Annotated in this window: 28 protein-coding genes; 26 read left to right on the top strand and 2 right to left on the bottom strand. The window is 46.8% G+C overall.

The window, feature by feature from the left end; translation table 11 throughout:
- Nucleotides 1-107: 107 nt before the first annotated feature.
- Together AB1797_03290 and AB1797_03285 are read right to left on the bottom strand one after the other, a co-directional pair.
- Nucleotides 108-1661, bottom strand: coding sequence for a peptidylprolyl isomerase (locus tag AB1797_03290; protein ID MEW5766637.1), 1554 nt, complete (start codon nucleotides 1659-1661; stop codon nucleotides 108-110).
- 349 nt (nucleotides 1662-2010) lie between these two features.
- On the bottom strand, nucleotides 2011-3387 hold the full coding sequence (locus AB1797_03285; GenBank protein ID MEW5766636.1) for a tetratricopeptide repeat protein: 1377 nt from the start codon (nucleotides 3385-3387) through the stop codon (nucleotides 2011-2013).
- A 469-nt stretch (nucleotides 3388-3856) separates the two neighbouring features.
- On the opposite strand from AB1797_03285, the gene glgA reads away from it, so the two are divergent.
- The 26 genes from glgA (at nucleotide 3857) to AB1797_03155 (ending at nucleotide 24036) form a co-directional block, all read left to right on the top strand.
- Entirely contained in the window at nucleotides 3857-5344 is a 1488-nt protein-coding gene (gene glgA, locus AB1797_03280) for a glycogen synthase GlgA (GenBank protein MEW5766635.1), read from the top strand.
- Nucleotides 5345-5351: 7 nt separating this feature from the next.
- On the top strand, nucleotides 5352-5879 hold the full coding sequence (locus AB1797_03275) for a hypothetical protein (GenBank protein MEW5766634.1): 528 nt from the start codon (nucleotides 5352-5354) through the stop codon (nucleotides 5877-5879).
- Between the two features lie 14 nt (nucleotides 5880-5893).
- The gene (locus AB1797_03270) at nucleotides 5894-6352 is read left to right on the top strand and encodes a hypothetical protein (protein MEW5766633.1); all 459 of its coding nucleotides are present in this window, start codon (nucleotides 5894-5896) and stop codon (nucleotides 6350-6352) included.
- Nucleotides 6352-7338: an apolipoprotein N-acyltransferase gene (lnt, locus tag AB1797_03265; protein MEW5766632.1), complete on the top strand. Its 987-nt coding sequence runs from the start codon at nucleotides 6352-6354 to the stop codon at nucleotides 7336-7338. Before AB1797_03270 ends, lnt begins: the two co-directional genes overlap by 1 nt.
- A 71-nt stretch (nucleotides 7339-7409) precedes the next feature.
- A protein-coding gene (gene prfB / locus AB1797_03260; GenBank protein ID MEW5766631.1) for a peptide chain release factor 2 occupies nucleotides 7410-8517 on the top strand; the annotation gives its coding sequence in 2 pieces (ribosomal slippage) (nucleotides 7410-7472 and nucleotides 7474-8517; 1107 coding nt in all).
- A gap of 1 nt (nucleotide 8518) precedes the next feature.
- The gene (locus AB1797_03255; protein MEW5766630.1) at nucleotides 8519-9205 is read left to right on the top strand and encodes a hypothetical protein; all 687 of its coding nucleotides are present in this window, start codon (nucleotides 8519-8521) and stop codon (nucleotides 9203-9205) included.
- 23 nt (nucleotides 9206-9228) lie between these two features.
- Complete coding sequence (gene purD, locus AB1797_03250; protein MEW5766629.1) at nucleotides 9229-10518, top strand: phosphoribosylamine--glycine ligase; 1290 nt, start codon at nucleotides 9229-9231, stop codon at nucleotides 10516-10518.
- Nucleotides 10519-10535: 17 nt separating this feature from the next.
- Complete coding sequence (locus tag AB1797_03245) at nucleotides 10536-10775, top strand: addiction module protein (protein MEW5766628.1); 240 nt, start codon at nucleotides 10536-10538, stop codon at nucleotides 10773-10775.
- Nucleotides 10759-11064 (top strand): type II toxin-antitoxin system RelE/ParE family toxin, encoded by a 306-nt coding sequence (locus AB1797_03240; GenBank protein ID MEW5766627.1) that lies wholly within the window; start codon nucleotides 10759-10761, stop codon nucleotides 11062-11064. Before AB1797_03245 ends, AB1797_03240 begins: the two co-directional genes overlap by 17 nt.
- A 140-nt stretch (nucleotides 11065-11204) precedes the next feature.
- Nucleotides 11205-11549, top strand: coding sequence for a histidine triad nucleotide-binding protein (locus AB1797_03235; GenBank protein ID MEW5766626.1), 345 nt, complete (start codon nucleotides 11205-11207; stop codon nucleotides 11547-11549).
- A gap of 168 nt (nucleotides 11550-11717) precedes the next feature.
- On the top strand, nucleotides 11718-11903 hold the full coding sequence (gene rpsU, locus AB1797_03230) for a 30S ribosomal protein S21 (protein ID MEW5766625.1): 186 nt from the start codon (nucleotides 11718-11720) through the stop codon (nucleotides 11901-11903).
- A 16-nt stretch (nucleotides 11904-11919) separates the two neighbouring features.
- Nucleotides 11920-13074 (top strand): methionine adenosyltransferase, encoded by a 1155-nt coding sequence (gene metK / locus AB1797_03225; protein ID MEW5766624.1) that lies wholly within the window; start codon nucleotides 11920-11922, stop codon nucleotides 13072-13074.
- 37 nt (nucleotides 13075-13111) lie between these two features.
- On the top strand, nucleotides 13112-14368 hold the full coding sequence (gene ahcY, locus AB1797_03220) for an adenosylhomocysteinase (GenBank protein ID MEW5766623.1): 1257 nt from the start codon (nucleotides 13112-13114) through the stop codon (nucleotides 14366-14368).
- Between the two features lies 1 nt (nucleotide 14369).
- Entirely contained in the window at nucleotides 14370-15152 is a 783-nt protein-coding gene (locus tag AB1797_03215) for a tetratricopeptide repeat protein (protein MEW5766622.1), read from the top strand.
- The gene (locus AB1797_03210) at nucleotides 15149-15562 is read left to right on the top strand and encodes a PTS sugar transporter subunit IIA (protein ID MEW5766621.1); all 414 of its coding nucleotides are present in this window, start codon (nucleotides 15149-15151) and stop codon (nucleotides 15560-15562) included. Before AB1797_03215 ends, AB1797_03210 begins: the two co-directional genes overlap by 4 nt.
- Before the next feature lie 171 nt (nucleotides 15563-15733).
- Nucleotides 15734-16210 (top strand): PTS sugar transporter subunit IIB, encoded by a 477-nt coding sequence (locus AB1797_03205; protein ID MEW5766620.1) that lies wholly within the window; start codon nucleotides 15734-15736, stop codon nucleotides 16208-16210.
- Nucleotides 16211-16403: 193 nt separating this feature from the next.
- A complete protein-coding gene (locus tag AB1797_03200) occupies nucleotides 16404-16538 on the top strand; it encodes a hypothetical protein (protein MEW5766619.1) in 135 nt (44 codons plus the stop codon).
- Nucleotides 16539-16851: 313 nt separating this feature from the next.
- Nucleotides 16852-17670, top strand: coding sequence for a PTS sugar transporter subunit IIC (locus AB1797_03195; protein MEW5766618.1), 819 nt, complete (start codon nucleotides 16852-16854; stop codon nucleotides 17668-17670).
- 34 nt (nucleotides 17671-17704) lie between these two features.
- Nucleotides 17705-18454 carry a PTS system mannose/fructose/sorbose family transporter subunit IID gene (locus AB1797_03190; GenBank protein ID MEW5766617.1) on the top strand — a complete coding sequence of 250 codons (750 nt, stop codon included), beginning with the start codon at nucleotides 17705-17707 and terminating at the stop codon, nucleotides 18452-18454.
- Between the two features lie 110 nt (nucleotides 18455-18564).
- The gene (locus AB1797_03185) at nucleotides 18565-18855 is read left to right on the top strand and encodes an HPr family phosphocarrier protein (GenBank protein ID MEW5766616.1); all 291 of its coding nucleotides are present in this window, start codon (nucleotides 18565-18567) and stop codon (nucleotides 18853-18855) included.
- The gene (gene ptsP / locus AB1797_03180; GenBank protein ID MEW5766615.1) at nucleotides 18852-20615 is read left to right on the top strand and encodes a phosphoenolpyruvate--protein phosphotransferase; all 1764 of its coding nucleotides are present in this window, start codon (nucleotides 18852-18854) and stop codon (nucleotides 20613-20615) included. The genes AB1797_03185 and ptsP overlap by 4 nt, the downstream gene beginning before the upstream one ends.
- A 429-nt stretch (nucleotides 20616-21044) precedes the next feature.
- Nucleotides 21045-22052 carry a galactose-1-phosphate uridylyltransferase gene (gene galT / locus AB1797_03175; GenBank protein ID MEW5766614.1) on the top strand — a complete coding sequence of 336 codons (1008 nt, stop codon included), beginning with the start codon at nucleotides 21045-21047 and terminating at the stop codon, nucleotides 22050-22052.
- A 647-nt stretch (nucleotides 22053-22699) separates the two neighbouring features.
- Nucleotides 22700-22858, top strand: a complete 159-nt coding sequence (locus AB1797_03170) for a reverse transcriptase N-terminal domain-containing protein (GenBank protein MEW5766613.1) — start codon at nucleotides 22700-22702, stop codon at nucleotides 22856-22858.
- 112 nt (nucleotides 22859-22970) lie between these two features.
- Nucleotides 22971-23228, top strand: coding sequence for a hypothetical protein (locus AB1797_03165; protein ID MEW5766612.1), 258 nt, complete (start codon nucleotides 22971-22973; stop codon nucleotides 23226-23228).
- On the top strand, nucleotides 23215-23694 hold the full coding sequence (locus AB1797_03160) for a putative toxin-antitoxin system toxin component, PIN family (GenBank protein MEW5766611.1): 480 nt from the start codon (nucleotides 23215-23217) through the stop codon (nucleotides 23692-23694). Before AB1797_03165 ends, AB1797_03160 begins: the two co-directional genes overlap by 14 nt.
- 33 nt (nucleotides 23695-23727) lie before the next feature.
- The gene (locus AB1797_03155) at nucleotides 23728-24036 is read left to right on the top strand and encodes a hypothetical protein (protein MEW5766610.1); all 309 of its coding nucleotides are present in this window, start codon (nucleotides 23728-23730) and stop codon (nucleotides 24034-24036) included.
- Nucleotides 24037-24145: the final 109 nt, after the last annotated feature.

The raw sequence follows: 24145 nt of genomic DNA, 5'->3' as shown, positions 1-24145 counted from the left end.
CTCAGACATCCAATGATCGGCCATTAGTGATCGGTAACTACTCAGTAACTACTCAGGTAGATAGGCTGAAGGCTTTTAGGGATAAATAGGGTTTAGTATCTTTTCCCTCATCTTCTGACCGGCGCCCCTGTATCTCCTTTATCTTCAGCCACGGGAGGGAAGAATAACGGATTTATCTCGATTTTTGCCTCAGCCTTAATACCATTGTACCACTCATCAAAGACCCGACTCTCTTTTTTCGCTCTAAGCCGGGTCAGGATGTCTTTACGGACATCTTTCAGTTTTTCAGAAGGCGGCGGCACCAATTTTTCAAGCCGGATAATGTGGTAGCCGAATTTAGTTTTAACCGGCTCACTTATCTCCCCTTCAGAAAGGGAGAAGGCGGCTTTGGCGAAATCACGATCTATATTCCAGCCATAAGGGCTTATTTCTCCCTTAAGGTCCTTGAGAATCTGCTTATCAAAATCCGGCAAGGGAGAGCCTTTAGGGAGAACGCCTAATTTCCCTCCCTTGGAAGCGCTTTTCCCATGTGAGAACTTTTGGGCCATAGTCTCAAAATCCGCGCCGGCCTTAAGCTCTTTATATATTCTCTTGGCCTCGGCCTCGGCTTCGGTCAATCCTTTTCCCTCCTCCCTAACCATCTCTTCTATCACCTTTTCCCTTACCTCTTCCAATTCTTTATATTGGCCGGGTTTTTTCTCCTCCAAGCGAATGATATGATAACCAAACTTAGTTTTGACCGGTTCACTGAGCTCTCCTTCTGAAAGTCCGAAGGCCGCCTCTTCAAATTCTTTGACCATCTGCCCCCGGCCGAAGAATCCCAGGTCCCCTCCCTTTGGTCCGGAAGGACACTCGGAATACTTTTTCGCCATATCAGCAAAGTCAGCCCCAGCCTTGATCTGAGCCAGAATACCATCTATTTTCTCTTTGACTTTGGCTTCCTCTTCCAAAGCGGCCTTTTCGTCAAGTTTGACCAGAATATGCGATGCCTTGACTTTTTCTTCGGTCTTAAAATCATCCCGATGTTGTTGAAAATATGTCTTAATCTCTTCCGGTTTAATGTAATGTTTGGGGTCAATAAAGATATGGGCCAATTCAGCCGAAAGGTATTCCTTTTGGTAATAATTAACCACATCTGTTTCGGTCACTTTGGCGGTAGCCTTAACCAACCCTTCCAGTTTTCTAACCACAATATCATCCCTGGCGCTCTCTTCCCGATTCCGCCACCATCCATGGGGGGCCTGTTCACGGTAACGGTTATAGGCCGCCTGGTTAAATTTGCCCTCTTCATCGGTGAAGGATTCCTGCAATTCAGCTACGATTTCTCTGTCACTAACGGCTATTTTCCATCGTTTTGCCTCACGAAGCAAGAGTTTTTCTCTTATCAGATCATCAACCACTTGTCTGGGTAAATCTTTAGCTACTTCCTCAAATCGATCCCCATAGAGCCGGCGATAAAAATCAGAATAGCGTTTATATGTTTGTTGATACTCTACCCGCGAAATTTCTTCCCCATTAACCTGGGCTATCTCTATCCGGCCACCTTGCCTCCCTCTGCCTCCTCTCCCGCCCCAAATGAGAAAGATGGTTCCAATAAAGGCAATAACCACTGCCCAGAGGGTCCAGATAATAAACTTTTTCTTCCGCATTCTTCGTAACATAATTTACCTCCTGTTAGATCAGCCAATAACTAATAGGCAATAGCCATTAGGCAATAGCCAATAGTCCCTTTGGTCCCTTTGGTCCCTTAGGTCCCTTTGGTCCCTTAGGTCCCTTTGGTCCCTTAACGATGAACCTCGCCCTATTGGCTATTTTAGCTATTCATTCTACACCAAAGGCCTTGCTTTTGCAAGAAAAAAAAAAGGGGGGCACAATAAAAAAGATAGAGGCAGGTAAATTCTGCCTCTATCTTTTCTTATGAAGAGAGTATAGTATGTATATAAAATTGAAAGATGGGGGGATTCCATCTTCCAATATTTTAGCACTGGTAGATGGGAAGGCTCTCGCCGGTTACAGGATAAACAACTCCTTCTCAGGCTCTGTTAAATTGCTTTCCTGGCCTTCGGTTTCGGCTCTCTCTTCCTTTGACTCAGGTTCAATCGTGTTTTCCACCAAGTCCCTGAGCAGCTCTTCAGCCCCAATATTATCCGGGTCAAGTTTCAGGGCTTTATTCAGGGTCTCTTTGGCTTCCTCAGTTTGGCCGGCTTTAGCCCAGAGGCCTTCCAGATTTAAGGCCGCCTCACTCGATTCCGGAAGGAGACCGGCCACCTCAAGAGGAGCCTGATTAAAAAGTCCCACCATGTCCGGCCCTTTTACCTCGGCAGTCAGCAGGTCTTGCACCGAACCAAAAAACCCGCCTACGGCTGCTTTAATTTCCTCACGGGCTTGATCAAAGACGCCGCCAAAGGAGCCAAATTTTTCCTCCAGGGCGGCAAAAAGATTGTCCGTGGCCTTAAAAAATCCCAGCAGGCTTTCATCCTCGAAGTCAGCCAATCCCTGAACAGATTCAAAGAAAGAATCTAAAAGTGAGGGGTCTAGTTGGTTAAGAGTATCTGTTTGTCCTAAGTATTGCCCCATAAAGCCGATATCAAGGGAGACATTGGCCTCAAAATATTCGCTTACCCTTCTGGTCGTTTCAATAAAAGCCCCTTGAGTCTCCTGGCCTCGAGTTTCGGAAATACTTTGAGAAAGAGAATAAAAAAGATTAAGGTTAAAGTCAATGGAGACTGCCTTAGCGGTCAACTGGTGATCGATGGGAGGGGATGGTTCAGTGGCGGTGGGAAAGATATTATATACACCATTTTCCGGATTTTGTTCTATCAGGACTGGAGCAGGCCCGGCTGATGGTGGAGAAGGCGGGTAGTTATCCAGAAAGGCCTGATTGATCTTCAGAAAACTGTCGATCTGTTCTTCAGAGATTGTACTCAGGGAGTGAAGAAACCTTCCGGCCCGGCTTTCATCCGTGCGTTCAATAAATTCTCTGGTCATTGCTTCCAGGTTATTGATCAGATCCGGGGCATCATCTTCGCTCTGCTTACCCACCAGATCCATCACCCGGCCTAAAGTTGCCGGGGCTACCTGGGAGGTTTGATCAAATATATTTTCCAGAGCCGAAGATAACTCAGGAAAACGGTTAGTCAGATTGGCTAACTTATGCTGATTGGCTTTTTCAGCTATGGCTTCCCTCGTGGAAGGTTCTAAGTTAATCGGCCATTCAGGGATTGATTCACCTTTTCTAAAAAGATCAAAGGAGAAAGCCTCCTCAATTCCCGATGCCTTCACTTGATTAACTTGATCGAACTGGTGGGGGATTTCAGGTTGGATAAATGAATTGAGTCTTTCCAGCAAGCTGCTCAGGGGACCGGTGCTGCTGATTCCTAATGACATAATATCACCCTCCTTGGTGTATTTTAATTCAGCTCTCCTTAGCTTTGAGTTCCTACAGTCAGCGTCGCGGGACGGCGGTGTTAGCGGTGTTAAAACGAACTTCTTCACCCTTTACAACCGCGCTCTAACACCACAAAACTGCAGGACTAAACTAAACTCTCAAGCAAAGCCAAACTGAGTATGGATAATAATACCTTTTTTCCATCTATAATATTTATCGACATAATTCAGAAAGAACTTTAATGTATTTTCTCAATAAATCGGGGTAAATTAGCAGATAAGAGTTGAGAGTTGAGAAGGGAGAGGTTTCTTCTCTCTCATAGCAGAAAAACACTTGACAAACCAGCCCCTCTTTTAGTATAATGAAAATCAATGTAACTATTCAGGCAGATAGGCTGAAGATTGAAGACTGTCCCTAAAAGCCTTCCACCTTCAGCCTTCAGCCTATCCACCTTATCATGAGGGAAAGATGCCTCAAAGACTAAAAGTTTTAATGGCTGCCTCGGAAGCGGTTCCCTTTGCCAAAACAGGAGGCTTGGCCGATGTTACCGGCGCCCTGCCTAAGGCGTTAGCTCATTTAGGCGTTGATGCCCGCCTTATTTTACCCAAATACCCGATGAAAGGTGACTTTGATTTAACCGAGGTCAACCATCGGCTTAAGGTGCCCATTAGCAACCGGTTGGAATCCATTAGAGTGCTCTCTACCACGGCTGGCGGGGTAAAGGCATATTTTATCGAGAGCAACCGACATTATAACCGGCCCGGGCTTTACGGAGACGCCAAAGGCGATTATTGGGACAACGCCGAAAGATTTACCCTGTTTTCCAGGGGCATCTTGGAAGCGCTCCCCCATTTAGATAACTGGCAGCCGGATATAATCCACTGTAATGATTGGCAAAGCGCCCTGGTGCCTTTGTTTTTAAAAACGGCCTACAAAAATGACCCTTTTTATTCATCCATTGCCACGCTCTTTACCGTGCATAACCTGGCTTACCAGGGAGTCTTCTGGGCCGAAGATTTTCATTTGTTAACCGGCCTTTCTAAAAAGGAAGTATTTACTATCAATGGACTTGAATTCTATGGTAAGCTGAATTTTATGAAGGGTGGACTCCTTTATGCCGACTCCCTGAATACGGTCAGCAAAAAATATGCGGAAGAGATTCAAACCGAGGAGTACGGCTGTGGGCTGGAGGGAGTGTTAAGATACCGGCGGGATGAACTCTACGGCGTGCTAAATGGCATTGATTATACGGAATGGGACCCGGCCAAGGATAAGTTTATTGCCCGGCCATTCGAGAGGGGTAATTTTGAAGGCAAGGAAGAAGACAAAAAGGCCTTGTTAGCCGAAGTTGGTTTGCCTTATAAAAAGAATGTGCCTCTCATAGGCATTGTATCCAGATTGGCTGCTCAAAAAGGATTTGACATCCTGGCCGAGGTCATTGACGACCTAATGGAAGAAGATCTCCAAATCGTTCTTCTGGGAACAGGTGACCAAAGATACCATAAACTTTTCACTAAAATAAGGAAGAAGCACAAAGATAAAATAGTGGTCTTGCTTGGCTATGACAATGCGGTGGCCCATAAGATATACGCCGGCTCGGATATGTTCCTTATGCCTTCAAGATACGAACCGTGTGGATTGGGACAACTGATCAGTCTTAAATACGGAACTATTCCTGTAGTAAGGGCCACGGGCGGTTTAGCTGATACTATTTACGAATTTGATCATCGAGGAAGACGCGGCAATGGTTTTGTCTTTGAAGAGCCTTCCGGGGCAGAATTACTGGCCACCATAAACCGAGCGCTGTCTGTTTACCACCACAAACAGGTCTGGAAGGCGATGGTTAAACGGGCTCAGGCGGCTGATTTTTCGTGGGACACCTCAGCTAAAGAATATCTTAAACTTTACAAGCACGCCATAGAAAAGAGACAAAGGGGGGTATCTTCTCAAAAGTAGGGGATGAATGAGATATCTTTTAGCTATCCTGTCAGGCGGACTGCTGGTCCTTTCTTTTCCTCCTTATGATCTTTGGCCTCTGGCCTGGATTGCCCTGGTTCCTGTTTTTATAGCCATCAGGGCCAGTAAAAGTCTGTTTAAAGCAGCCGTAGGCGGGGGACTTGCCTATCTGGCCTTCTTTTCAGGGCTTCTGCACTGGATAAGGATCTATCATCCCCTGGCCATACCTTTCACCTTGTTGGCCTTAACCCTTTACGGCGTAGGGTTTGGCCTTATTTTGAAGTGTGTGGAAAATAAGCACAAAGGTTCCTTTGTGGCTCCTTTTGTCTGGGTAGGGATTGAATATCTCCGCAGCTTAGGGGTCCTTGGTTTCCCCTGGGGAGTCTTAGGATACTCTCAGTATAAACAACTTGTGGTTATTCAGGTAGCGGATATAACCGGTGTCTGGGGTATTTCGTTCCTGATCGTCTGGGTCAATTCTTATCTGGCTGATCTTTGTCTGGCCTGGAGAGAAAGCCTTCTGGCTGAAAAATGAAAGGAGAGGGATTAATGAAACGAGTCTCGTTCTGGTGGATATTTTACTTAGTATTACCGGTAAGTGTTATGGCCAGGCCTGTTTCTAATGAAGTTATTCTGGACCAGATGAACAGGCAGTTTGAACAAGTGAACCTGCGATTTGAACAAATGCAGAAGCAAATAGACGAGCGATTTGAACAAATGCAGAAGCAAATGGACATACGATTTGAAGAAATGGGGAAGCGGATGGACGAGCGATTTGAGCAAATAGACAAGCGATTTGAGCAAGTGGATAAAAGGTTTGAATTCATTCAATATTTACTGATAGCCTTATTGGCTTCGGTGGTAGGTATGCCTCTCCTGGCAAGAAAATGGGAGAAAGCAAGGGAGAAAGAGATTGACGAGGTTAGAAGATTCTTGATTGCCATGAAGGAACTCGCTATCACTGACGAGAGGCTGGCCAAGGCCTTCAAGGCTGCCGGGCTGGTGTAATGAAATTAGAAGGCCTGATCCTGGCCTTGACTCTGGGGCTGTGTCTGGCTTATGGCTGGTGGTGCCGGATAGAAGCCGGACTACCGCGGGACAGCCGGCTCAGGATCGCCCTTATTCAAGGCAATTTTGATCCGGACACGAAATGGAGCGGCCTCAGGGATGAGACAATCAAAACCCTTTGGGGTTTGACCAGAAAGGCGGCTAAAGAGGCGGCGCCTGATTTAACCATCTGGACTGAAACAGCTATTGTCGAGCCTGTTGATGAAAGCTATTATTTGACGAGACGTATCTTCCTTTTAGCCTCAGAAATAAATGGGTTCCTTCTGGTGGGAGCACCTCACTGGAAGTCCGAACAGGAGCATTTTAATAGTGCCTTTCTCATTTCACCTGAAGGTGAAATCACTGATCGATACGACAAGATTCATCTAGTTCCCTTTGGAGAGACTATTCCAGCCGAAAGGTTTTTTCCGTGGTTAAGGGAAATCCTGCCTTCGGAAGCAGGTGATTGGACGCCGGGAGATACCTTTACTATCTTTAATCTCCCTAAAGCCGGCATGAAGTTTGGGGTCCTGATCTGCTATGAAGGGATTTTTGGGGATCTGGCCCGTCAGTTTGTCAGGCGCCAAGCTGACTTTTTGGTTAATATTACTAACGATGCCTGGTCCAAGAATCCTACCTCCCACGAGCAGCACTTCGCCATGGGGGTATTTCGGGCCATTGAAAATCGATGCTATTTTGTCCGGGCCGGCAACGCCGGCGTCTCGGCCTTTATTAATCCCCTGGGCGAGATAGAAAAGCGGTCTGATCTTTATATAGAGGAACTCCTTATCCGCGATATCACTAAGGGGAGGCCGGAAACTATTTATACCCGATGGGGTGATGTCCTGGGCTGGGTCTGTTTGTTAGGCACGGCTATTAAATGTGGCGTTGGTTTATTATGGAACCGCTTAGACCAGCGAAGCCGTCGCCAAGTAAGCGAAAAATAAGTCTCGGGTCTCGAGTTTCTCCCCACTCGAAACCCAAAACGCGAAACTCGATTTAGAGGAGGCAGTTATTTATGTGGGATGATTTATATACCTCGGTAAGGGAAATAGAGCACCGGTTAGATCAACTGCGAGGTTGTCTTTGACCTGGATTCGATTTTAAGTCAAATCGCCGACTTAGAACAGGCGACCCATCAGGCTTCCTTTTGGGATGATCCGCAGGAAGCGGGCCGGGTTATGCAGTTGCTGAGCAGTTTAAAGGCCAAGATAGCCCCCTGGGAGGAACTCAAGCATCAAGTGGAAGAGATAGAGGTTCTCCTTGAGATGGGCCAGGATGAGAATGACCCTTCCGTTGGTTTGGAAATAAAGGAGGAACTGAATAAGGTCATACCCCGGCTGGATAACCTGGAGCTGATCACCAAGTTCTCAGGGGAACACGATCGCCATAATGCCTACCTGTCTATTCATCCGGGGGCGGGCGGGACAGAGGCTTGCGATTGGGCGCAAATGCTTCTCAGGATGTATCTTCGTTGGGCGGAAAGAAAGGGATATAAGACAGAAATCCTCGACCTTTTGCCCGGTGAAGAGGCCGGGATCAAAAGTGTAATAGTAAAGGTCGATGGTGAGTATAGTTACGGACATCTTCGGGCTGAGATTGGGGTTCACCGACTGGTAAGAATCTCCCCCTTTGATGCCGGAGCCAGAAGGCATACCTCTTTTGCTTCCGTGGCGGTGATCCCGGAAGTAGACGAGAGTATTAATATCGACATAAGACCGGAAGACTTGAGAATCGATACCTACCGCTCCAGCGGGGCCGGTGGCCAGCACGTCAATGTGACTGATTCCGCCGTCAGGATCACTCATTTGCCGACAGGTATTGTGGTCTGCTGTCAATCCGACCGCTCGCAACATAAAAACAAGGCCTCGGCGATGAAGGTCCTCAGGGCAAGGCTTTATGAGCACGAAGAGCGTAAAAAGGCTGAAGAGGTGGCCAAACTTAGCGGCGAGAAATTAGAGATTGCCTGGGGCAGTCAAATCCGCTCCTATGTCTTCCACCCTTATACTATGGTTAAGGACCACCGCACCGAGGTGGAAAGAGGCGATGGTGCCCGGGTAATGGATGGGGATATCGATGGATTTATTGAGAGTTATTTGAAGCAGGGAAAGAAAAAGGAGACATGATATGGAAACAAAAGCCCTGGTTGAAGCTGTCAAAGCTGCTTTATTACCTGAATTGGCTAAGCACAACAATCGATTTGAGCGGATAGAGGGAAGATTAGATGAGATGTCGTCCAGGATGAGCGATATTAATGAGCAACTGATTTATTTAGGGCAGAGGATTGATGCGACTAATACCCGGATCGAGGCGACTAATGAGCGAATTGACGCTATTAGAGGAGAAATCATCAACAGGATCGAGCTTGTCCGAGGGGAGATTAACGCCCTTCGTTCGGAATTAACCGCCAGGATTGACGAGACTAACCGAAGGATTGACGAGACTAACCGAAGGATTGACGATAACAGTAAAAGGATTGATGAGACTAATCAAAGGATTGATGAGACTAATCAAAGGATTGATGAGACTAATCAAAGGATTGATGAGACTAATCAACGGATTGATGAGACTAATGGGAAAGTTGATGCCCTTCAATTGGATTTAGTGGGCAGGTTTGATAACACTAATGAAAATATCCGTAGCTTATGGGCAAATTTATTGAAGCAGATTGACAGGCTTACTCGTCGTCTTGACGAATTGTATAATCTGGCTGTCCGGCGGGAGGAATATGCCCTTGTCTTTGACCGAGTTGAAAAGTTGCAAGAGGAAGTCAATTCCTTAAGAAGAACGGTAGAAGAAAAGCTGGCGGCTTAGAGTTCGAAGGGAAGGATTGACTGATGAGGCTTCTGGTAGTAGGCTCCGGTGGCCGGGAGCATACCCTGGTCTGGAAACTGGCCCAGAGTCCTAAAGCAGATAATATCTATGCGGCGCCGGGTAATGCCGGCATAGAGCCATTAGCCGAGTGTCTCTCGGTCAAGATAGGGGCGCCTGATTATCTGGCTGACCTGAGTGATTTGGCCCTCAGCCGGGGAATTGACCTTACGCTCGTCGGCCCGGAGGTCCCTCTGGCGGATGGCATAGTTGATCATTTTAATTCACTGGGGTTGAAAATCTTTGGTCCCAGCCGGGCTGCTTCCGCTCTTGAGGCCAGTAAGGTCTGGGCCAAGGATTTTATGAGCCGACACCGCATTCCTACGGCGGCTTACCAGGTTTTTGAGGATAGTGAAGCCGCCATTAAATATGTCAGGGAGAGGAATCTCCCCTGTGTGGTTAAAGCCGATGGCCTGGCGGCCGGCAAAGGGGTTACGGTGGCGGCCACGGTAGAAGAGGCCGTTACGGCCATCAAACAGGCCATGGTAGATAGAATCTTTGGCCAGGCTGGAGATAAGATTGTTATTGAAGAGAGGTTAGAAGGAGAGGAAGCTTCAGTCCTGGCTTTTTCTGATGGTGAGACCGCCCTTCTAATGGAAGGGGTCAGGGATTACAAACGTGTTTTTGATCAGGACCAGGGGCCTAATACCGGCGGCATGGGGTCATATTCACCTGCGCCAGTTGTGACCGGGGAGTTATCTGATATAATCCGAAGGCAAATGTTGATGCCGACGATTAAGGGATTAGCCCAAGAAAATCGTCCCTACTGCGGGGTGCTTTATCTGGGCTTGATGATAACTAAAGACGGCCCTAAGCTCCTTGAGTACAACATCCGTTTTGGAGACCCGGAGACTCAGGCCCTCCTACCTCGGCTCCAGACAGATATGGTAACGGTTATGCAAGCCTGTCTGGAGGGGAATTTAGCCCGGATTAAACTGGAATGGCGAAGGGAGTCAGCCTGCTGCGTGGTTTTAGCCTCGGCTGGATACCCCGGCCATTATGAGACAGGTAAGGAAATTCACGGCCTGGATACTCAAAGGGAAGGGGTGTGTATCTTTCATGCCGGGACTAAACGGGATAATGGGCGGATCGTCACGGCCGGAGGGAGGGTTCTGGGGATGACTGCCTTAGGCCCTGACCTGAGGGCGGCCTCTTCCCTGGCCTACCAGGCGGTAGATAAGGTGGCTTTCGAGGGTATGCACTATCGGAGGGATATTGGAAGGGTAGAAGTTATTAGGGCCGATACTGAGAAATGAAATAAGGAGTGATTCTAATGAGTGTGGTAGATATAAAAAGAAACATCGAACAATTATCTGTAAAGGACCGAGCAGACCTGACGCGATGGATTATTATAAATCTTGATGAGGTGGCGGAAAGCGATAACACAGTTGATACAGCTTGGCGTCGTGAAGTTCGGACAAGAGTTAACGAGATTAAATCTGGTAAAGCTAGAATGATACCGTCTGAAGAAATGTGGAAGGACATCCTGTCTGGTTATGGTAAGGCCAGTTGAATATCATTCCCAAGCGAAGGCAGAAATACAAGAAGCAATTAAGTGGTACGATGATAAAGTTGAAGGTCTCGGATTAGAATTTCTTTTTGAAGTAAGGTATGCTGAGTCGAAAATCATTCAAGCCCCTGAGATGTGGCCTACATATGAAGGGGAGACGAGGAGATATTTGTTGAAAAGATTCCCTTTTGGTGTTATTTATCTTACATCAGATGAGAAAATTCAGATTGTTGCTGTGGCTCATTATAAAAGAAAACCAGGGTATTGGAAAAAGAGATTAAAGGACTCATAACATTTGGGCGGCTAAGAAGCACCTGTGGCTCTCGATGAGTTCATGTAGGGTTTCCGAAGCGGAAGTGCTTCTTGAGTAAATATTTAAGCCATTAAGCATAATGGAGAGGCTAACTACTGATAATAAGGGAGCGTAGTTAAATGACCGACTGCATCTTTTGTAAGATTGCTCAGGGAGAAATCCCGGCTGCTAAGGTTTATGAGGATGAACAGGCGATGGCCTTCTCTGATATCAACCCGAAGGCCCCCATCCATATTCTGATTATCCCTCGCCGGCACATACCCACCCTGCTGGAGATCAAAGACCAGGATAGGGATTTAGTGGCCCACTTGCATCAGGTAGCCAATCAGATAGCGGTAGAAAAGGGGCTTTCCGATCGAGGCTTCAGGCTGGTGGTCAATTGCAAGGCCGAGGCAGGCCAGGAGGTTTATCATCTACATTTCCATTTACTGGGCGGCCGAAAGATGAATTGGCCGCCAGGATAAATTATCAATTATCAATGTAACTACTCAGGTGGATAGGCTGAAGGCTTTTAGGCTGAAGGCTGAAAACTGAAGGTGTAAGGCCTTTCGAGATGTTTTATAACCTTCAGCCTTCAGCCTAAACACCTGAATAGTTGCAATTGTTAATTATAATAGAAGGGGGGTGAGTTTATGGCCAAGATAATGGTGAGAGATAATGAGTCCCTGGATAGCGCCCTCAGGAGATTTAAAAAGGAGATTCAAAAGAGTGGTATACTAGCAGAAGTTAGAAGAAGGGAACATTATGAGAAACCGAGTGTAAAACGTAAAAGGAAGGAAGCTGCTCGGAAGAGGAAAGCCCACACCGAGAGAACCTAAAGGAGGTAAAAAATTGATAGGAAAACAGGATTATTTGTTTACTTCAGAGTCAGTAACTGAAGGCCATCCGGACAAGGTGGCTGATCAGATTTCGGATGCTGTTCTGGATATGATTATGAAGGATGACCCGATGGGGCGGGTAGCCTGTGAGACGCTGGTTACCACTGGAATGGCCTTTGTAGCCGGCGAAATCAGCACCAAATGCTATGTCGACATCCCCAAAATTGTCCGCCAGACCATTAAGGACATTGGTTACACCCATGCGGATTATGGTTTTGATTATGAAACCTGTGCGGTTATTACCTCTATTGATGAACAGTCTCCTGATATTGCCCTGGGTGTTGACGTGGGTGGAGCCGGAGATCAGGGGATGATGTTCGGTTATGCGACCGATGAGACGCCGGAGCTTATGCCTACGCCCATCCACTTTGCCCACCAATTAGCCCGTCGGCTGGCTTATGTGCGTAAGGAGGGTATCCTTAATTATCTAAGGCCGGATGGAAAATCACAGATAACCATAGAGTACGTGAAGGGCAGGCCGATCAGGGCCGAGGCGGTCATCATTTCCTGTCAACATCATCCTGATGTCACCCACAAGGTTATTGAGGAAGGAATCATTGAGGAAGTGATAAAGCATACTATCCCTGGAGGACTCCTGGACAAAAAGACAAAATTCTTTGTCAACCCTACCGGCAAGTTTGTGGTGGGTGGTCCGCGGGGAGATACCGGTCTAACCGGCAGGAAGATTATTGTGGATACTTATGGTGGCATGGGCGCCCATGGTGGCGGTTGCTTCTCGGGAAAAGATCCAACCAAGGTAGACCGGTCTGCTTCTTATATGGCCAGGTATATCGCCAAGAACATTGTGGCCGCCGGTCTGGCTAACCGGTGCGAAGTCCAGATTGCTTACGCCATTGGTGTGGCTGAGCCGGTTTCAGTGATGATTAATACCAAGACCACGGGAAAGATTCCTGATGAAGAAATGACTCCCATAGTGAGAAAAGTATTCCCCCTCACGCCGAGTGGTATCATCAAGCACCTTGATCTAAGACGGCCTATTTATAAGGCCACCGCGGCCTACGGCCATTTCGGACGGGAGGAAGAAGGATTTACCTGGGAGGTATGTGACAAGGTCGATGAGCTAAAAGCGGCCTGCGAAGGTAAGATGTAATCGGGGCACCAGACACCAAAATGAAAGGAGATGAAGATTGAATTACGATATTAAAGACATTAACTTAGCGGACGAAGGCCAACGCCGGATCGAATGGGCGGCCAGAGAGATGCCTGTTCTGGCCCTGATAAAAGAGCGATTCAAACGTGAAAAACCGCTGGCGGGTGTCAGACTTTCGGCCTGTCTCCATGTGACTACGGAAACAGCCAATCTGGTTGACACGCTGGCTCAGGGTGGGGCTGAGGTAGTTTTGTGTGCCTCCAATCCTCTTTCTACCCAGGATGATGTGGCGGCCAGCCTGGTTCGGGATTACCAGGTCCCGGTATTTGCCATTAAAGGTGAAGATAATGAGACTTACTACCAACATATCAGCGCTGCCTTGGACCATCGACCGATGATTACGATGGATGACGGAGCTGACTTGGTCTCTACTATCCACCAGGAAAGGGAAGACCTGGTAGCGGGGGTTATTGGGGGGACCGAAGAGACCACCACGGGTGTAATTAGATTGAAAAGTATGGAAAATAACCAGGTTCTAAGATACCCCATAATTGCGGTCAATGATGCCAAGACAAAGCACTTGTTTGACAACAGATACGGAACAGGCCAGTCTACTATAGACGGAATCATCAGGGCCACCAATATCCTGTTAGCCGGCAAAAACTTTGTTATCTGTGGCTACGGTTGGTGCGGCCGGGGGGTAGCTATGCGGGCTCAAGGGATGGGGGCGCACGTAATTATTGTTGAAATTGATCCCCTAAAGGCATTAGAAGCAGTTATGGAAGGTTTTGCGGTTATGCCTATGGCCAGGGCAGCCAGGATCGGGCAGGTCTTTGTCACAGTAAGCGGAGATATAAACGTTATCAGGCAAGAGCATTTTGAGGTTATGCCGAATGGGGCGATAATGTGCAACGCTGGCCATTTCAATGTGGAGATAGATATCCCTGGCCTGGAACGTATAGCGGTTAATAAACGAATAACCAGAGAGTTTGTGGATGAATACACCCTGCCTGATGGTCGAAAAATCAACCTCCTAGCTGAAGGACGTCTGGTTAACTTAGCGGCGGCTGAAGGACATCCCTCGGCCGTGATGGATATGAGTTTTGCTAATCAGGCCCTTTGTAGTGAATATATGGTTAAGCATGCCAAAGAATTAGAGCGCAAGGTCTATGTCGTCCCTGTGGACATAGATGAGGAAATCGCCCGGTTAAAATTAGAATCTATGGCAATAGCGATAGATGATCTAACCGACGAGCAGAAAAAATACCTGCAAAGTTGGGAAATGGGGACATAAGATGCGATTAATTCTTTCCCTAATCATTATCACCCTTATGGTTACCCAGGCCTGGGCTGAGGAAAATGTCTCCCTTAAAGAAAGACTTAGGGCGGGCATAGAACGCTATGAACTAAGGGATTATCAGGGAGCTATCTCTATCTGGGAAAAGGTGGCTGAATCTGATCCGGCTTACTGTTTAGCTCACTATAATCTGGGGTTAGTTTATGAGGCTCTTAACCAACAAGATCAGGCCAGGGAGGCGTATTTAAAAAGCCTGAGGTGCAATCCCGATGATATAGAAACCCTCATCAGACTGGGAGTAATTTATTATCAAAGGGGAGATTATTCCACCGCTGCCCAGGAGTTTGAACTGGCCAGAAGCCTGGATCAAAATTGCCCCGATGTTTACTATTGGCTGGGTAAGGTCTCTTTGGCTCAGGGAAATACTCAAGCGGCAGTTACCTTTTGGAATGAAGCCCTTAACCTTAAACCGGATGATAAGCTTCTCCTTAAGGAAAAGAGGCAGGTGCAACAAGGCGTCGCGAATAAAGAAGATGCCTATTTTTATTACCGGCAGGGGCGGAGACACCATTATCTTCATGACTTTACCTCGGCGGTGGCCGCTTATCGCCAGGGGATCCTGATTGATCCGAAGTTAATAGAAGCCCATTACTGGCTGGGCCGGGCTTATCTCAGTTTGGGAGACAAAAAGCAGGCCATTAAAGAATGGACGTTAGTTCTTGAACTTCACCCTAATCATACCCTGGCGAAAAAACATATAAAGGAAATAAGGCATAAATGATTGGGATAGCGATAGTTACTCATGGCAAGCTGGGAGTTGAGTTAATCAAGACCGCCGAAGGTATTGTCGGCTCTTTAGAGAAAGTTAAGGCTGTTTCTTCAATTCCGTCTGATACTCTGGATGAGATAATGAGAAAGGTTTGTGAGGCTATTGAAGAAGTGGATACGGGTGAAGGAGTAATTCTCTTGACCGATCTCTTTGGGGGAAGTTCTTCCACTACCTGTGCGGCCTTAGGTAATAATCGCAATCTCAAAGTTATCTCCGGGGTTAATCTCCCTATGCTTATAGATCTGGCTTTCCATCGAAATCAACACAACCTGTCTGAAGTGGCTGCCCTGGCTAAGAAAGCCGGTCAAAGGGCAATTGTCGATGTGTGCGAAGTCCTGGCCAAACGGATGAAGGAAACTTAGTTTTGGGTTTGGGGTTCGGGTTTCGAGTTAGAGATTTCGCCCTTTTCTAAACCCGACGAGCCGCGCCAGCGGGTGACCCTGAACCCGAAACTGAGACAAGGGTAAACCACACCTTTCGAGTTAACCTTAGAGGTGAGAGATAAGTAAGATAACTCGAAACTTTTTTGTGTGATGGGTCTTATCTTAGTTCGAATTGATGATCGATTAATCCACGGACAGGTGGTGATCGGATGGGGGAGGGCTATGTCTGTTGAGCGGATCGTCGTAGCTAACGACTTAATCTCTACTGACCATAGGCGAAAACTCCTTTATGAAATGGCCATACCCCCGGAAATAGAGGTGGCTATCCTGTCTATTAAAGACACGGCCGACAAGATTAAAACCCTGGCCTTTGAGGATAAAAGAACCATCCTGCTTTTAGCCAATCCAAAGGACGCCTGGTGTCTGGTAGAAGCAGGGGTAAAATTCGAGAGTATTAATGTCGGGGGGATGAGGGCCTTCCCTAATCGAAAACAGGTTCTTCCAGTCGTGTGGGTATCGCCTCAAGAGGTAGAAATTTTTCACAAATTGGCTGAACTCGGAATAGAACTGGAAGGTCGAGTGGTCCCTACTGATCATCGGATTAATATTATGGACTACCTGAAATAGATTTCTGTCGAATTGCGAATCGCGAATTGCGAATTACAGACTTCTACGATTTCCCTCGCCGTGGTGTTCGGCGATATCATTATTTAGTAACCATTCAGGGGGTAATGAAAGTTGAGGGGAAATTTTTGCAACTATTCAGCCCTTAAGGCACAAAGACACAAAGACTACCAATAATAGCACACGGATTACACCGATGAGACGGATTGACACGGATAAAAATTTTGTAACCGTTCAGCACATGATGCTGGATGCTCGATGCTCGATCTTCGATGCTGGTAAAGGATCCAGGATCCAGGATCGAGCATCGAGCATCGAGTTTGTGCCTTAGTGGCTGAACGCTTACCAATAGTAATGGCTTGCGGAGAACTTTTAACTGTCGAGAAGAAGTCTGGAAGTAACTACTCAGCCACCACATATTGATTTTGAAGCTTACAGAACACAATATATTGTGGTTCGTCTCCTTTTATAGGTTGCATAGAAAGCCGTTTTTTAGGAATTTTAGCTAACTTTTAAACACCTAAACACAATATGTTGTGGTTTCGCTAGGTAAGGCTACTATATAGAGGCTGAGTAGTTACGTCTGGAATTAAGAAATAGATTCGCGATTCGCGATTCGCGATTAACACGTAATTCAAAGGGGGGTGGGTAAGATCTTAACCGAGGCCTTGTTGGTTGGAGCAGTCGGAGGGGTGTTAAATCTGGATACCACCCTGGCCGGACAAACAATGGTTTCTCGTCCCCTGGTCTCATCTTCTATAACCGGGGCGATGCTGGGGATTATCCTGAAGGATTTTTCTCAGGGGTTTTTCGTCGGACTTGGGATAGGGGCCTTACTGGAACTTATTTGGATAGCCACCTTGCCTGTAGGCGGCAGCATCCCCCCCAATTCTACCTTAGCAGGTATAACCGGTGTCTCGTTAGCTTTATTGTCCCAGGGAGATCTCAATGTAATTTTCGCTTTATCTATCATTTTTGCCGTAGGCGTGGGAATCATGGCCCGCCACTTAGACACCTTAGAAAGAAAAATCATCAACCAGAGGTTCCTCCACCAGGCCATTCATTTTGCCCAAGAAGGCAAGGCTGGGGGGATAGAGTTGGTTGTAGCTGGCTCCCTGTTTCTTTCCTTTTTGATAACCTTTTTTACATGTATAACCATAGTCTTGGCAGGAACTAAGGCGATCAATTTGGCGGCCGATATGCTGCCTCTCGAAGTAAAAAATGGGTTGACTACCCTTAAATATCTTTTACCTTTACTCGGCTTGGGGGTAATCACCGAAAATTTTTTGAATGCTACTAATTGGATTTACTTAGGAATAAGTTTTCTTCTGAGTATCTTAGTAATCAGCCTTTGGGATATTCCTCTTCTTTGGTGGCTGATTTTATTTACGACAATTCTTCTGGTTTACTTAAGGATTGATGCTCGGGCAAAAAGTCCCAAGGGAACAAAAGCCAAGATTTGACTTTTTACCCAACCATCAGGATTAGGGAAACCAAATGATAATAAGAACCTTTCTTCGGTCTTTTTTTATCCAGGCGGTCTGGAACTTTGAATCTATGCTGAGCATTGGCTTTACTTATATCCTTCTGCCTGCTATCAGAAGGTTTTATTCTGATCAGGAGGCCCGAAAGGAGGCCCTGTCCCGACATCTAAGATTTTTCAATACTAACCCTTATCTGGCCGGACCTATTATTGGTTTAACTATAGCTAAGGAAAAAGCATTGGCCAGGGGAGAAGAAGGGATTACACCGGAAGAGATATCTACTCTTAAGACAAGTATGATGGGTCCCCTGGCGGTGGTGGGTGACAATCTATTTTGGGCCACCTGGCGGCCGTTAACCGCCTTTTTGGGAGTCATATTGGCCTGGAATGGAAATATATTAGGCCCGGTTCTTTTCCTGTTACTTTATAACAGTCTGCAAATACCATTAAGATATTGGGGGATAAAAGGCGGATACACCTTGAGAGAAGAGGAATTACTTCACCTTATCAAACGCCTGACTGCCTCAAATATTTTACCTTATCTTAAGATTGTGGCGCTGGTCCTGGTTGGAGGGGTGATAGGCGGTTTAACCGAAATGCATGGCCTGGGGATTGAGACCGTAAGCTTGGCCCAAGGCATAGAAGTTAAATGTATTTCGGCCTTAATAGTTCTCAGTATTGCCTGGGGTATTCATAAAGGACTTAGCCCGGCTAATATCTTTGGCTTGATGGTGGGCGCCAGTATCTTAGGAGGATTTCTTTAATCGCGAATTGCGAATTGCGAATCGCGAATCTATTTTTTAATTCGCAATTTAAGATTCGCGATTCGCAATTCGAGATTCGAGATTCGAGATTCGCAAATATGAGGGTGAGCGTGGTAGAGCGAAAAATCGTCAAGGAAACAGTAACTCTCACTAATAAATTGGGACTTCATGCCCGTGCCGCAGCCGTATTGGTCCAGACAGCCAATAAGTTTGAGGCTGAGATTGTCTTGAAGAAAAAAGGCAATTCCACCTGGGTCAATGGGAAAAGCATTATGGGGGTACTGATGCTGGCGGCTACCCGTGGGTCATCCTTGATAATCAAGGCTGAAGGAACCGATGCCGAGCAAATGATTAACGAACTCAGTGAATTGATCGCTCACAAGTTTGGGGAGGAAGAATGATTACCTTATCAGGTATTGCGGCTTCACCAGGAATCGTTTTTGGCCAGGCCTTCCTTTATGAAGTGGAAAAATTTAAGGTCAGACGGCACCAGATATCTGAGGAGAATGTGGCGGCTGAAATAGCCCAATTTAAGGAAGCCGTGGCCAAGGCTAAGGGAGAGATTACCAGGATTAGAGATAATGTGGCCAATGGAATGTCTAAAGAGTATGCCGATATCTTTAGCGCTCATTTGCTCCTTTTGGAAGACCCTTTTCTCATTATTGAAGTAACTAAAAAGATAAAGGATGAACATAAGAATGTGGAATATGCCCTGTGGGAAGTCCTGGAGGTGTTGAGCAAGAATTTCGAGGACTTAGAGGATGAATATATCCGGGAAAGGGCGATTGATATTTATGATATAGGGAAGAAAATCCTATACAATCTGGTTGAGAGAAAGAGGTTAGGCTTAGAGGAAATAGAACCGGGCAGCGTGATCGTTGCCCATAACCTTACCCCTTCTGATACGGCTCAAATAGATAAATCTAAAGTAGTGGCTTTTGTCACTGAGGGGGGCGGGCCGACTTCTCATACGGCTATTTTAGCTCGTGCCTTAGAGATACCGGCGGTAGTTGGCCTCTCCAACGCCACCCTTCAGGTCAAAGATGGAGATACGCTGATCGTTGATGGGCTGAGGGGGATAATAGTGGCCAACCCAAGCCAGACTAAGCTGGAAGAATATACTCAAAGGAAGCGCGAATTTGAGGCCTTTGAGGCCGGCCTGGCTAAATTAAAGGATTTACCGGCTCAAACTCAGGACAGATACCGTGTGGAGATAGCCGCCAATGTAGAGCTTATCGAAGAAGTTAGCCTGGCTAAAGAACATGGGGCGGAAGGGATCGGACTATATCGCACCGAGTTTCTCTACCTTAACCGAAATGAACTCCCCTCAGAAGAGGAGTTATTTAAGACCTATCAGGAGGCCGTTGAAACCATCTCCCCTTATCCGGTGATCTTTCGAACCCTGGACCTGGGAGGAGACAAGCTCCCTTATCACTTAGAAGAAACAGGGGGACAGATTGAAAGCAACCCCTTTTTGGGGCTTCGAGCCATCCGCCTGTGCCTCCAGCACCCGGAGATCTTTAAGACCCAGCTTCGGGCTATCCTTATGACCAGCAAGTATGGGAAAGTCAAGCTCATGATCCCTATGATATCCAATGTCGAGGAAGTAAGGAAAACCAAGGCTATTTTGGCTGACGTTATGAAAGAACTCGAAGGCAGAAGGATTCTTTTTGATGAAAAAATTGAATTGGGTATTATGATTGAAACCCCTTCAGCCGCTATGATGGCTGATATATTAGCCAAAGAGGTTGATTTTTTCAGCATCGGAACCAATGACCTGATCCAATATACCCTGGCGGTTGATCGGGGCAATGAACAACTTGCCTATCTTTACCGGCCTTCTCATCCGGCTATCCTCCGCCTGCTTAAAGAGACAATTGAGGCGGCTCACCGGGAAGGCAAATGGGTCGGGATGTGCGGAGAGATGGCCAGTAATCCCCTCTTTACTGTCTTGCTGCTTGGCCTGGGATTGGACGAGTTCTCTATGAGTGGAGTGAGTATCCCTGAGATCAAGGAGATCATTCGCTCCACTACGCTTGGCGAAGCTAAGGAATTAGCTCAACAGGCCTTTACCTTGTCTGAAGCTGACGAAGTCGAAGAGTTAATGAGAGACCGGTTATCAGCCCGATTCGGACATATCATCGACATGACGAAGAAGTAACTACTCAGTTAGATAGGCTGAAGGCGGAAGGCTGAAGGCTACTCAGATGGATAGACTGACTTCAGCCTTCAGTCTAAGGTAACTACTCAAAACTAAGTTAAGCAGTTAGTTGGGAGACAAAGCAAAATTCCCTCTCCCTTGATGGGAGAGGGATAGGGTGAGGGTGAAATGGGCGGGCAATATTATTACTCTTGCTAAAAACCTTATATTAAGAAATATAGATGGGGTATTAGCAACAATAAGAGAGGGTTGTTTATTTCACCCTCCCCTAACCCATCCCATCAAGGGAGGGGAAGCTTTTATGCCAACGCTGTCGTCGGTACAAAAGGAGATGAAACTTAACACATAGCACTATAATCTGTAATGAGCTTACTTTTTTAACTTGATTTTGAGTAGGTACAGTCTAAGTTACTCCAGGAGTAAGATAAGATGCCAGAATTACGAAAAGACCCCATTATTGGACGATGGATAATTATTGCGGTAGAAAGGGCCAAAAGGCCAAAAGATTTTGCGGAAAAGACGAAATCAACGCCTAGTTCGAATTCCTGCCCATTTTGTCCTGGAAATGAAGATAAAACCCCACCGGAGATCTTGGCTTTGCCTGAAAACGGAAGAAAACCGAACACCCCTGGTTGGACCCTACGGGTAGTGCCCAATAAGTTTCCGGCCCTTCAGATAGAGGGTGATTTAGATCGTGAAGGCATAGGGATGTATGATCAGATGAATGGAGTTGGCGCCCATGAGGTAATTATTGACTCGCCGGATCATAATCGCACCATGGCTGAACTCTCTGAAGCAGAAGTAGCCCAGACTATCTGGGCATATAAATCAAGAATAATTGACCTGAAGCGTGACCCACGCTTCAAATATATCTTAATCTTTAAAAATGAGGGGGAAGTAGCCGGGGCATCCCTGAGGCATCCCCATTCACAACTTATTGCCACCCCTATCGTTCCTAAAAGAGTTAAGGAAAAGCTGCGGGGATCACGGACCTATTTTGAGTACAAGGAGCGATGTGTTTATTGCGATATAGTCCGACAAGAAATACGCGATGAGGCCAGAATTATTGACCAGGATGAGCATTTTCTCGCCTTCTGTCCTTATGCCTCCCGGTTTCCCTTTGAAGTCTGTATTATCCCTAAGCAGCACAAGCCGCACTTTGATAAGATTAATTCGGAGGACATGAGTTCTCTGCCTCGAATATTGCGGGGAGTATTGATAAGAATGCGAGATGTCCTGGATGGACCACCTTATAATTATATGCTTCATACCACTCCTCTTTCCTTGCCCCATGATCTGGAAGATTATCACTGGCATATTGAGATCATCCCCCGTTTAGTCAATGTAGCTGGTTTCGAATGGGGCTCCGGCTTTTACATCAACCCTACTCCACCTGAGGAGGCGGCTAAATATCTGCGGGAGGTATCTTCTCAATAAATCGGAGTTAGGGTGCGATACGATGTCGCACAGTTGAGTGTACTCAGGTAAGACCTGGAGTACCCGGCATGTTCCTGCCGGTCCCTACACAGGCGTGCTACCGTTGCGCTGATGACGGGGTGCGAAGCCCTGTGGACAACGTACCGAATTGGGTTCAAATGGCAACAGGAGAACCCCTCGGAGAATCCTCCTCCGTTAAGGGCTAGGGACGGATGATATAGTGAAACTAATTGAATGTCTGTAAGCGTCGTCAAAGAGTGACGTACCTACGAGGATTAATTAGGTATAAGGCCATTGCCCTGAGTCAGTGGTTATGGTCAGGATGCAGGTCTTCTAACTGCCTGCACGGAACTGTAGAACCATCGGCGTAGAGGACGCACCTAAGTCATCCAAAGGATCAACTGTGAGGAACGTAGTAACCCCGTCCTTTGCCTGGCGCAAGGCCAGGCAAGCGAAAACCGCAAGGCCCGCCCATGGAGAGACGGGAGGGAGAGGTTGGAAGAAGTGAATGCTTTTGGGAAAGCCAAAAGATAGGGCATGAAATATGGCTCAACGCCACTTTCGGCAACTGGTGAAAGAGCGTGCAGACGTCTAACTGGTGTTTCATTGCGAGAGAATTTGTAGAACCTTTGAAGAAGAGGAAGCAAATGACGGCTCAAAAGGCGGGTGCACTCATAGATGGCTCGGAGAAGTGGAATTCCATTAAGTGGAAGGAAGCTCAACGAGAAGTCAGAAGGCTGCAAATGCGTATCGCAAAGGCTGTGAAGAGGATCACAGTCGGGCGGTCCCACAAGGGCTGCCTTTGAGATGCTTGAGCTGTATGGGGGGAAACTTCCATGTACAGTTCTTAGGGGGGAATGGGGCTGAAAGGCCCCTGACCTACCCGATCATCCGGGCAGAAAGAGGAGGTGGTCTGGGATGCAACAGAATATGCAAAAGATAAGAAGGCGTGCTGAAGGGAAACAGAAATTCCCCCAAACACCATTAACAAATTTACAATTAGAAATCTTGAAACTGTATTCCGTGAAACTCTCTGAGGAAGAATTAGTGGAGATCAAGCAACTGCTGGTCCGCTATTTGGCTCATCGGATGACCAGCAGAGTAGATCAGATTTGGGAAGAACAGGGGTTAACGGAAGCCGATATGGAGCGATGGGTGAACGATGAGCAACAATAATCTCACCAATCTCACCGTGGTCATCGATACGAATGTCTTGTTGGGGGCATTGCCATCGCATTCTCCGTATCGTCTCCTGTTCAATCAATTACTTGAGGGAGCGTATGAATTGGTTATCAGTAACGCGATCCTGACCGAATATGAAGAGCAGATCACTGCACGCTATGATTCGCAGGTGGTTCAAGATCTCCTGGCCATTCTGTTACTCTTACCCAATGTCAGACAAGTCACGCCGTATTTCCAGTGGCACCTGATCGTCAGTGATCCAGATGACAATAAATTTGTTGATGCCGCCATTTCCGGCAATGTCGATTATATGGTCACGAATGATAAACATTTTCAGATATTGAAAACCGCGGAGTTCCCGAAAGTCAATGTCTGTAAAGCCGAAGCCTTTAAAACCATGTTATTGAATGCTTCAAGGAGTAAGTTGGGATCAAACCTTGATTATGGAACACAGACATAAGAAGAAAAGAAAGAAGACGGGGAAGTGGAACTTTTGCCTAACCAAATCGCTTTGCAGCTTCCACCTGAACAGCGAGAGATGCTTGTAGAAATCTTGCGTAAACGTCAGATTGAAATACGGCGGGAGGAGATTGCGGCAGATGCTCGGAAGTCGATAGCTACATTCCGAGAAGGTAACCTCATTAGCATACCGGCGCAGACGTCGTCGAAAGGGAAAACAATGAGAAACACTATCTATCCACCGGGATGGGACGAAGATCGCGTGAAGAGCTTGCGTTTTCCGCCCTTCGGGCGGGCAAGCCGCGCCATGCTGGTGATTGCTATGGTAACTGCTCAAAACTAAGTTAAGCAGTTAGTTGGGAGACAAAGCAAAATTCCCTCTCCCTTGATGGGAGAGGGATAGGGTGAGGGTGAAATTGGCGGGCAATATTATTACTCTTGCTATTTCACCC

The organism is bacterium, from assembly GCA_040753085.1.
Classification (GTDB): Bacteria; UBA9089; JASEGY01; order JASEGY01; family JASEGY01; genus JASEGY01.
The sequence above is the reverse complement of the archived record's forward strand: the minus strand, read 5'-3'. Positions and strand labels throughout refer to the sequence as shown.

What these genes read in the sequence shown, in the direction of transcription:
- AB1797_03245 (MEW5766628.1), top strand. Translation starts at nt 10,536, where the DNA reads ATGAGTGTGGTAGATATAAAAAGAAACATCGAACAATTATCTGTAAAG.
- AB1797_03235 (MEW5766626.1), top strand. Translation starts at nt 11,205, where the DNA reads ATGACCGACTGCATCTTTTGTAAGATTGCTCAGGGAGAAATCCCGGCT.
- AB1797_03165 (MEW5766612.1), top strand. Translation starts at nt 22,971, where the DNA reads ATGCAACAGAATATGCAAAAGATAAGAAGGCGTGCTGAAGGGAAACAG.
- AB1797_03240 (MEW5766627.1), top strand. Translation starts at nt 10,759, where the DNA reads ATGGTAAGGCCAGTTGAATATCATTCCCAAGCGAAGGCAGAAATACAA.
- AB1797_03275 (MEW5766634.1), top strand. Translation starts at nt 5,352, where the DNA reads ATGAGATATCTTTTAGCTATCCTGTCAGGCGGACTGCTGGTCCTTTCT.
- AB1797_03270 (MEW5766633.1), top strand. Translation starts at nt 5,894, where the DNA reads ATGAAACGAGTCTCGTTCTGGTGGATATTTTACTTAGTATTACCGGTA.
- rpsU (MEW5766625.1), top strand. Translation starts at nt 11,718, where the DNA reads ATGGCCAAGATAATGGTGAGAGATAATGAGTCCCTGGATAGCGCCCTC.
- purD (MEW5766629.1), top strand. Translation starts at nt 9,229, where the DNA reads ATGAGGCTTCTGGTAGTAGGCTCCGGTGGCCGGGAGCATACCCTGGTC.
- AB1797_03290 (MEW5766637.1), bottom strand. Translation starts at nt 1,661, where the DNA reads ATGTTACGAAGAATGCGGAAGAAAAAGTTTATTATCTGGACCCTCTGG.
- AB1797_03255 (MEW5766630.1), top strand. Translation starts at nt 8,519, where the DNA reads ATGGAAACAAAAGCCCTGGTTGAAGCTGTCAAAGCTGCTTTATTACCT.
- galT (MEW5766614.1), top strand. Translation starts at nt 21,045, where the DNA reads ATGCCAGAATTACGAAAAGACCCCATTATTGGACGATGGATAATTATT.
- ptsP (MEW5766615.1), top strand. Translation starts at nt 18,852, where the DNA reads ATGATTACCTTATCAGGTATTGCGGCTTCACCAGGAATCGTTTTTGGC.
- AB1797_03160 (MEW5766611.1), top strand. Translation starts at nt 23,215, where the DNA reads ATGAGCAACAATAATCTCACCAATCTCACCGTGGTCATCGATACGAAT.
- AB1797_03205 (MEW5766620.1), top strand. Translation starts at nt 15,734, where the DNA reads ATGGGTCTTATCTTAGTTCGAATTGATGATCGATTAATCCACGGACAG.
- glgA (MEW5766635.1), top strand. Translation starts at nt 3,857, where the DNA reads ATGCCTCAAAGACTAAAAGTTTTAATGGCTGCCTCGGAAGCGGTTCCC.
- AB1797_03285 (MEW5766636.1), bottom strand. Translation starts at nt 3,387, where the DNA reads ATGTCATTAGGAATCAGCAGCACCGGTCCCCTGAGCAGCTTGCTGGAA.
- AB1797_03210 (MEW5766621.1), top strand. Translation starts at nt 15,149, where the DNA reads ATGATTGGGATAGCGATAGTTACTCATGGCAAGCTGGGAGTTGAGTTA.
- AB1797_03200 (MEW5766619.1), top strand. Translation starts at nt 16,404, where the DNA reads ATGAGACGGATTGACACGGATAAAAATTTTGTAACCGTTCAGCACATG.
- AB1797_03190 (MEW5766617.1), top strand. Translation starts at nt 17,705, where the DNA reads ATGATAATAAGAACCTTTCTTCGGTCTTTTTTTATCCAGGCGGTCTGG.
- AB1797_03215 (MEW5766622.1), top strand. Translation starts at nt 14,370, where the DNA reads ATGCGATTAATTCTTTCCCTAATCATTATCACCCTTATGGTTACCCAG.
- AB1797_03170 (MEW5766613.1), top strand. Translation starts at nt 22,700, where the DNA reads ATGACGGCTCAAAAGGCGGGTGCACTCATAGATGGCTCGGAGAAGTGG.
- lnt (MEW5766632.1), top strand. Translation starts at nt 6,352, where the DNA reads ATGAAATTAGAAGGCCTGATCCTGGCCTTGACTCTGGGGCTGTGTCTG.